The 8,178-nt window shown below is 73.9% G+C and carries 6 protein-coding genes and 2 pseudogenes; 4 read left to right on the forward strand and 4 right to left on the reverse strand.

The genetic code is table 11. The features are described 5' to 3' along the window. The 4 genes and pseudogenes from KPF47_RS35400 to KPF47_RS35415 form a co-directional block, all read left to right on the forward strand. A pseudogene (locus tag KPF47_RS35400) lies at positions 1-202 on the forward strand (hypothetical protein); the annotation flags it as partial. 181 nt (positions 203-383) lie between these two features. Further along, positions 384-1,472, forward strand: coding sequence for an S-(hydroxymethyl)mycothiol dehydrogenase (locus tag KPF47_RS35405; protein ID WP_224392508.1), 1,089 nt, complete (start codon positions 384-386; stop codon positions 1,470-1,472). Further along, entirely contained in the window at positions 1,472-2,101 is a 630-nt protein-coding gene (locus tag KPF47_RS35410; protein ID WP_224392509.1) for an MBL fold metallo-hydrolase, read from the forward strand. The genes KPF47_RS35405 and KPF47_RS35410 overlap by 1 nt, the downstream gene beginning before the upstream one ends. 396 nt (positions 2,102-2,497) lie before the next feature. Next, a pseudogene (locus KPF47_RS35415) lies at positions 2,498-3,523 on the forward strand (MFS transporter); the annotation flags it as partial. A gap of 280 nt (positions 3,524-3,803) precedes the next feature. On the opposite strand, the gene KPF47_RS35420 reads toward KPF47_RS35415, so the two are convergent. The 4 genes from KPF47_RS35420 to KPF47_RS35435 form a co-directional block, all read right to left on the reverse strand. After that, the gene (locus KPF47_RS35420; RefSeq protein ID WP_224392511.1) at positions 3,804-4,820 is read right to left on the reverse strand and encodes an iron-siderophore ABC transporter substrate-binding protein; all 1,017 of its coding nucleotides are present in this window, start codon (positions 4,818-4,820) and stop codon (positions 3,804-3,806) included. A 64-nt stretch (positions 4,821-4,884) separates the two neighbouring features. Then, positions 4,885-5,565: an amidohydrolase family protein gene (locus KPF47_RS35425; RefSeq protein WP_224392887.1), complete on the reverse strand. Its 681-nt coding sequence runs from the start codon at positions 5,563-5,565 to the stop codon at positions 4,885-4,887. 560 nt (positions 5,566-6,125) lie between these two features. After that, positions 6,126-7,814, reverse strand: a complete 1,689-nt coding sequence (gene groL / locus KPF47_RS35430) for a chaperonin GroEL (RefSeq protein WP_224392513.1) — start codon at positions 7,812-7,814, stop codon at positions 6,126-6,128. A 178-nt stretch (positions 7,815-7,992) separates the two neighbouring features. Further along, positions 7,993-8,178: MmoB/DmpM family protein (locus tag KPF47_RS35435; protein WP_224392888.1), on the reverse strand; the 186-nt coding region annotated here is incomplete at its 5' end.

Genomic DNA, 8,178 nt, shown 5'->3' on the forward strand with positions numbered 1-8,178 from the left:
CCGCGGGCCGGGCATGGGCGGGATGATCGCCGGATCGCTGCTCGCGGGTGTCGCGGGCGCGTTCATCGGCACGGCGATCGCCGGCGCGATGTTCGACGACGCCGGTGCCGACGAGGACCTGGCCGCGGCGGAGGAGCCGCCGGCCGAGGACCCCGGCTTCGACGACGGCGGGATGGACATGGGCGGCGACTTCGACTTCTGAGGTCCCCCGGGGGCGGCACCGGCCCACGCGATCCGTGGGCCGGTGCCGCCCCCTCCCGCACCGGGGAAACACCTGTTGCAGGGCCCGTGCCGACCTGGCACCGTCCGGTCACTCATGCCAGAGTCGCCATCCGAGCATCCGTCCCGAGCGGGCGGCATCGAGGACGAGTGGAGTACGAGCAATGGCACAGCAGGTACGCGGCGTCGTGGCCCGGGCCAAGGGTGAGCCGGTCACCGTCGAGACGATCAACGTCCCCGACCCCGGCCCCGGTGAGGCCGTGGTGAAGATCCAGGCCTGCGGGGTCTGTCACACCGACCTGCACTACAAGCTCGGCGGCATCAACGACGAGTTCCCCTTCCTGCTCGGCCACGAGGCCGCCGGCGTCGTGGAGTCCGTCGGTGAGGGCGTCACCGACGTCGAGCCCGGCGACTACGTGGTCCTCAACTGGCGCGCCGTCTGCGGGCAGTGCCGGGCCTGCAAGAAGGGCAGGCCCCAGTACTGCTTCGACACCCACAACGCCACCCGGAAGATGACCCTGACCGACGGCACCGAGCTCTCCCCCGCCCTCGGGATCGGCGCCTTCATCGAGAAGACCCTCGTCCACTCCGGACAGTGCACCAAGGTGAACCCGGACGCCCCGGCCAAGGTCGCCGGGCTGCTGGGCTGCGGGGTCATGGCCGGTCTCGGCGCCGCGGTCAACACCGGGCAGGTCGGACGCGGCGACTCCATCGCCGTCATCGGCTGCGGCGGCGTCGGTGACGCCGCCATCGCCGGGGCCACGCTCGCCGGCGCCACCACGATCATCGCCGTCGACACCGACCCACGGAAGCTGGAGTGGGCCAAGGGGTTCGGCGCGACCCACACCGTCAACGCCAAGGACACCGACCCGGTCGAGTTCATCCGGTCGGTCACCGACGGCAACGGCGCCGACGTGGTCGTCGAGGCGGTCGGACGCCCGGAGACCTACGAGCAGGCGTTCTACGCCCGCGACCTCGCCGGCACCGTGGTCCTGGTCGGCGTCCCGACCCCCGACCTGCAGGCCCCCGCGATCCCGCTCATCGACTACTTCGGCCGCGGCGGCGCCCTCAAGTCCTCCTGGTACGGCGACTGCCTGCCCAGCCGCGACTTCCCGACCTACGTCGACCTCTACCTGCAGGGCCGCTTCCCGCTCGACAAGTTCGTCACCGAGGAGATCGGCATCGACGACATCGAGTCCGCCTTCGAGAAGATGCACTCCGGTGAGGTCCTGCGTTCGGTGGTGATCCTCTGATGGCGAGCCCGATCGACCACGTCGTCACCTCCGGCACCTTCAACCTCGACGGTGGCTCCTTCGACGTCGACAACAACGTCTGGATCGTCGGCGACGACCGCGAGGTGTTCGTCATCGACGCCGCCCACGACGCCGACGCCATCGCCGCCGCCGTCGGCGACCGGACGGTCAAGGCCGTCGTGTGCACCCACGCCCACGACGACCACGTCAACCAGGCGCCCGCCCTCGCCGACCGCTTCGGCGCGCCGATCCTGCTCAACCCGGCCGAGCTGGTCCTCTGGGACATGACCTGGCCCGACCGCAAGCCCGACCGGGAGCTGGCCGACGGGCAGGTCCTGACCGCGGGCGGGATCGACCTGACCGTCCTGCAGACCCCCGGTCACTCGCCGGGCTCGTCCTGCCTCTACGCCCCCGAGCTCGGCATCGTGTTCACCGGCGACACCCTGTTCCAGGGCGGTCCCGGCGCGACCGGACGCTCCTACTCCAGCTTCGACACCATCATCGAGTCCATCCGGACCACCCTGCTCACGCTGCCCGCCGACACCCGGGTCCGCACCGGGCACGGCGACTCCACCAGGATCGGCGACGAGGCACCCCACCTCGAGGAATGGATCCGCAACGGGTCCTGACCCCCACGCAACGACGCGGCCCGGCCCCTCACCCCGAGAGGCCGGGCCGCGGCCGTTCCCCGTGGAGCTGCACATCGCCCCGCCGTCCCCCGCCGAGCAGCACCCCAGGGGTCGTGCAGGGGCACCGTCGGCATCCCTGCGCTGCACCCGGGCGCGCACTCCGGCGCCGAGACGCACCTCAGCGGGCCGGGGAGATCCCCCACTCCCGCTCCGCTGAGGTGCATCCCGGCGACCGGACCGCCCGCCCCCGGGCCACGCCGGGCAGCGCGGGCCGCTCGTGCGGGCAGGGCGGAGCGTCGGCTCGGAGAACGGCGTCGGAACTCACCCCGGCGGACGGCCGAGTCCCGGATCCGGGGAGGGGCGGGCCGGGGCCACTGCGGTCTGACACGGTGGGGCGTGCCCCGCTCGCTGTCGTCGCTCCCGTTCCGCCTGCTGCTCGCCGCGACCGCACTGGCGTTCGGCGGCTACGCCCTGCTGCTCCCGGTCGTCCCGCTGTGGGTGTCCCGGGGCGGGTCCGGCGAGTTCGGCGCGAGGCTGAGCACGGGGGTGCTGATGGCGGTCACCGTCGGCACCCAGCTGCTCGTGCCCGCGATGCTGCGCCGGGTCGGACACCGTCCGGTGCTGGTCGCGGGGTCGCTGCTGCTCGGGCTCCCGACGCCGTTGCTCGCGCTGACCGCCGACCTCGGTCCGGTACTGGCCGTCTCCGCGGTCCGCGGGGTCGGGTTCGGAATGGCCACCGTCGCCGGGAGCGCGCTCGTCGCGGAGCTGGTGGAGCCGTCCGCGCACGGGCGGGCCTCGGCGCGCTACGGCTACGCGGTCGGCCTGCCCCAGCTGCTGTTCCTGCCGGCGGGCGTCGCGGTCGTCGACGCGGTGGGGTTCACCGGGGTGTTCCTGCTGGCCGGCATCACCCCGGTCGCCGCGGCGCTGGTGGTGGCGTTCCTGCGGGGTCCCCGGCGGGCTCGCGCTCCCCGCCGCGACGAGGTCGGACCGCACCCCCGCGAGCCCCGCAGGCGGCTCCCCGCCGCGCCGGTGCTGGCGATGCTGGGCTGTTCCACCGCGCAGGGCGGTGTGATCACCTTCGCCCCGCTCGCCGCCCCCGGTGCCCCGGTCGCGGTGCCCGCCGCGCTGTTCGCCACCGCCCTGGGGGCGCTGGTCGGCCGGGGCGTCGCGGGCACGCTCACCGACCGCAGCGGACGACCCGGCACCCTCCTGCCGGTCGGGACGGCCTGCGCCGCGGTCGGGCTGCTCGGGGTGCTCGCGGCGCCGTTCGCGGCGGTCCTGCTGGTGGCGGGGGCGGCCGTCGTCGGGACCGGGTTCGGGCTGGTGCAGAACGACGCCATGGTCGCGCTGTTCGCCGCGGCCGGGCCGCTGCACTACGGCACGGCCAGCGCCGCCTGGAACATCGCCTACGACGCCGGGACCGGCCTGGGCGCGACCGGCCTCGGTGCGATCGCCGAGCCGTTCGGCTTCGCCGCCGCCTTCGGCACGACGGCGGCCGCGCTGTTGCTGCTCACCCCGGCCGTCCGGCGTCGCCGCACCCCCCCGGCTGAGCTCCGCCCCGCCCGCCGGGCGGCGGCCGGCCCGTCGGGCCCGCGAGGCCTCCCCCGGCTGCATGTCGGTGTCCGGCCTGCCCGCCCGGCGGCACGGCGGGCCACGGCCGCACGGCCGGCCCGCCGCGGCCCGGCCGACCGGGGCGGCGCGGTCAGGTCCGCGGCAACGCCTTCTCCACCATCGGCACGACGCCGTCGAGCGCGGCGGGCAGGCTCAGCACCGTCTGCCAGCCGAACGCGTTCTCCGACGCGCCCTCCAGGAACACGCTCCGGCCCTCCCGGCTCGCCGCGAGCCGGCCGACCAGCGGGTTGTTCTCCACCGTCGCCCGCCCACCGGGGGTGAACGAGAGCTGGTCCCACACGAGCAGGTCGGTGTCCAGCTCGGCGGCCTGCTCGAAGCTGATGTCGGCGTAGAACGTCTCGCCGGCGAGCTCGTCGTAGCGGGGCGGGACGGTGAACCCGAGCGAGGTGAAGAACCGGGACCGCGGGTCCTGCGAGGCGAACACCGAGAGCGAGTCCGCGCCGTAGGTGGCGACCGCGACCTGCTTGCCCGCCCACTGCGGGTTCGCGTCGCGCGCAGCGGTGAACCGGGCCTCGAGGTCGGCGACCAGCGTGTCCGCCTGCCCCGAGCGGCCGAGAGCGCGCCCGATGATGCGGGTCGTGTCCTGCCACGGGACGCCGTAGTCGTCGTACTCGGCGGGTGCGGCGACGATCGGCGCGATCGCGCTGATCTGGTCGTAGCTCTGCTGGTCCAGGTCGGAGTAGATCGCGATGATCAGGTCCGGGCGCAGGGCGGCGATCTTCTCCGGCTCCGGCGAGCTCATGTTCAGCACGGTCGGCTGTGCGCCGGTCCGCTGCGCTGCCGCCGTCGCCCACGGCTGGACGACCTGCTGCTCGTCGCCGTACCAGTAGCGGGCACCGACCACCGGCACCCCGAGCGCGAGGACGGCGTCGTGGTCGCTGTAGCCGATGCTCACGACGCGCTGCGGCGGCGCGGGGATCGTCGTCCGGCCGAACCGGTGGTCGAGGGTCACCGGGAAGCCCTCGGCGGCGGGCCCCTCCGGCGCCGGGCCGCCGGCCTGCCCGCCGCCACCGCCGCAGCCGGCCAGCGCGGCACCGCCGGCCGCGGCCAGCGTCCCCAGGAGCATCTGTCGCCGGGTCAGTCCCATGTCCGTTCCTTCCGCTCGTCCGGCGGAATGCTAGGACATCGGCTTAGGGTTGCCTCTACTGTATTCAGGCGGGGCTCAGCATGCCCCGCCGTCGCGCGCCCGGGGAACGGGTGGCGCAGCCCAGGTCGATCCCGTGCAGCCGGGCGGCGGTGCCGCCGAGCAGGGCGGCGCGGACATCGTCGTCGAGCTCGGGGAACCGGCCGCGCAGCTCCTCGGGGTACCGGAAGGTCATCAGGTCACGGATCAGCCGGGCCGGCCGCACCAGCGGGTAGCCGCTGCCGAACATCAGCCGGTCCGGTCCGTAGGCGGCCAGGAGCTCGCCCAGCGCCTCGGCGGCGGGCACCCGGTGGCGGCGCAACGCGATCAGCAGGTCGGTGAGCAGCACGTGGACGTTGGGCAGGCGGGCCAGCCGGACCAGCGACGCGGTCGGGGCGCAGGCCGCCCCGACCACGAACCGGATCCTGGGCAGCGCCGTGGCGAGCGCCGCGACCTCGGCCACGTCGACGGCGCCGGCCGGCAGCGGCCCGGCGCTGCGGACCCGCACCGGAGCGCGGACCCGCGCGCACCGGTTCGGCCCACTCCGGCCAGCGGGGCCGCGGCACGGCGTCCCCGTCGGCGACGACGCCCGCGTGCGCCCACCCCGGCGCGGCGCGCGACGGTCGTGCGGTCGGCGCGACCCCGATGTGGACCACCCCGGCCCCGGACTGCTCGGCCCGCACCAGGGTCCGCCGCAGCCACGGGGCACGCAGCGACAGCGCGGTCTCCGGGCGGCGGGCGGGCAGCACGGTCAGCGCGCGCAGCCCGTCGTGGGCGACCCGGGCGCCGATGCCGCGGGCCCGGGACCGGTCCGCGGGGTCGAGCTCCCCGGCCGGCACGAGCCGTCCGGGATGCGCGGCGGCGAGCTCGCTGTGCCAGGCGGGCGCGGCGAACCCGAGCACGAACAGGTCCTCGAACCCGGCCGGGACGAGCACCGCACGGTCGACCGCGGACAGCACGTGTGCCGCCAGCGCCTGCGGGGTGACCAGCTCGAACGCGTCGGCCGACAGCGGCCGCGGCGACGGGTCGACCATCCGGTGCCGGTGCAGCAGGTCGGCGACGAACTGCTCCCCCGCCGGACGGGCCTGGTTGTGCGGACGGCCGTCCCAGCCGTGCACCTGGGCGTCGACGACCGCCGGGAGACCACCGCGCCCCTGGGGCGCCCCGCAGCACCGGTCCACGACGACCACCTCTCCACTGTCGCGGAGCGGCCCGGCACGCGCAGCGCGTGCCGGGCCGCTCCCCCTGTTCGCTGTGACCGGGCGGTACCTACCCGACCGACGGACCGAGCCCCATCGACTGGGGTGTGCTCGAGTCCGGGCTCGGCTGCGGGATGCCCTCGTCGAGCTGACCGAACTCGGTCATGAGTGCCTTGTTCCAGGGCGTCACCTCCTCGGCCACCAGCGAGTTGGTGGTGAGGATGAGCCCGGCGACCGAGGCCCCGTTCTGCAGGGCGGAGCGCACGACCCGCAGCGGATCGATGATGCCCAGCTCGACCATGTCGCCGAAGCGGCCCTCCAGGGCGTCGAAGCCCTCGTCGACGCCCATGGTCGTCACCTGCTTGACCACGTCGTCGCCGTCGTAGCCGGCGTTCGAGGCGATGAGGTGCACGGGCTCGGTGAGCGCGTGCCGGACGATCTCGACGCCGATCCGGTAGTCCCCGGTCACGTCGAGCTCGTCGAGCGCGGGCTCGGCGTGCAGCAGTGCGGCGCCACCACCGGCGACGATGCCCTCGGCCACCGCGGCCCGGGTCGCCTGCAGCGAGTCGTCCACGCGGTGCCGGATCTCGCGTGCCTCGGCGTTGGTCGGCGCCCCGACCGAGATGATCGCGGCCTTCCCGGACAGCCGGGCGATGCGGTCGGAGAAGAAGTCCTCGTCGGTGCCGATCGTGGCGCGCGCCAGCTCGGCGCGCAGCTGCGACAGCCGGTACTCCAGCTTCTGCTTGTCCCCGTGCCCACCGATGATCGTGGTGCCCTCGCTGGTGACCTGCACCTGCACGGCGCGGCCCAGGTGCTCGACGTCGATCTGCTCCAGCGAGAACGACGAGCTGCGCGAGTGCACCTGTCCCCCGCACAGCGCGGCCATGTCCTCGAGCAGGTGGATGCGCTTCTCGCCGAAGCCGGGTGCCTTGATCGCGACGGCCTGGAAGTGCCCGTTGACGTGGTTGTGGACCAGCATCTGCAGGGCGGTGCCCTCGACGGTCTCGGCGACGATGACGAGCGGGCGGCGCTCGTTGCGCATGATCCGGTCCAGCACCGGCATGATCTGCTGGACGTCCTTGATCTTGTGCGCGGTGAACAGGATGTAGGGGTCGTCGACGATCGCCTCGAGCGTGCCCGGGTTGGTGACCATGTACGGGGACACGTAGCCGTTGTCGAACTCGAAGTCCTCGACGAAGTCCACCGAGACCCCCGGCAGCGGGGTGTCGTCGACGGTGACGACGCCGTCGTCGCCGACGGTGTGCAGCGCCTTGGCGACGACGCGGCCGATCGTGTAGTCGTCGTTGGCCGAGATGGAGGCGACGCGCGCGTAGTCCTCCTCGGTGCTGACCGGGTGCGAGACCGTCTGCAGGCGGTCGACCAGGGCGCCCACCGCGATGTCGATGCCCCGCTTGACCAGCACCGGGTTGCCGCCGCGCTCGATGGCGGCCATGCCCTCGCGGACGATGGCCTGTGCGATGACGGTCGCGGTCGTGGTGCCGTCCCCGACGGTGTCGTTGGTCTTGACCGCGGCTTCCTTCACCAGCTGGGCGCCCATGTTCTCGAACGGGTCGCGCAGGTGGATCTCGCGGGCGATCGTGACACCGTCGTTCGTGACCTCGGGCGAGCCCGTGATCTTCTCCAGGATGACGTTGCGACCCTTGGGGCCGAGCGTGCTCTTGACGGCTTCGGCGAGCTGGTCGACGCCGGCCTGCAGCAGATGACGGCCCTCGGCGCCGAAGCGGAGTTCCTTGGCCATGGTGGGTCCTCCCGGAGAAAGAGTCGGTCCAGGTGCGCGGGTGTGGATCAACGTGCGCAGCCGTGACGCCGTCCAGGCGCGCTGCGCGGGGGTGGACGCACCGCCCGGGCCGTCGCCGGCCGTGGTGGGCCGGGGACGGGTCGTCGTCCCGGGCGGTGCGATCCGGGTGAGGAGCGGGTCAGCTCACCGGCTTCAGATCGAAGTCGATGTACTCGGCGGCGTCCTCGGGATTGGCGAACATGATCGTCTTGTCGTCCAGGTGGACCATCCGCCCGTAGTGGGTGGACATGTTCTCCTCGAACTGGGCGGCGTCGAACCAGCCCTCCTCCTGGCCGGCCTCCTCGTCCATCGCGACGTAGTCGAG

The sequence above is a fragment of the Pseudonocardia sp. ICBG1293 genome (assembly GCF_020131355.1).
In the GTDB taxonomy this organism is placed as follows: Bacteria; Actinomycetota; Actinomycetes; order Mycobacteriales; family Pseudonocardiaceae; genus Pseudonocardia.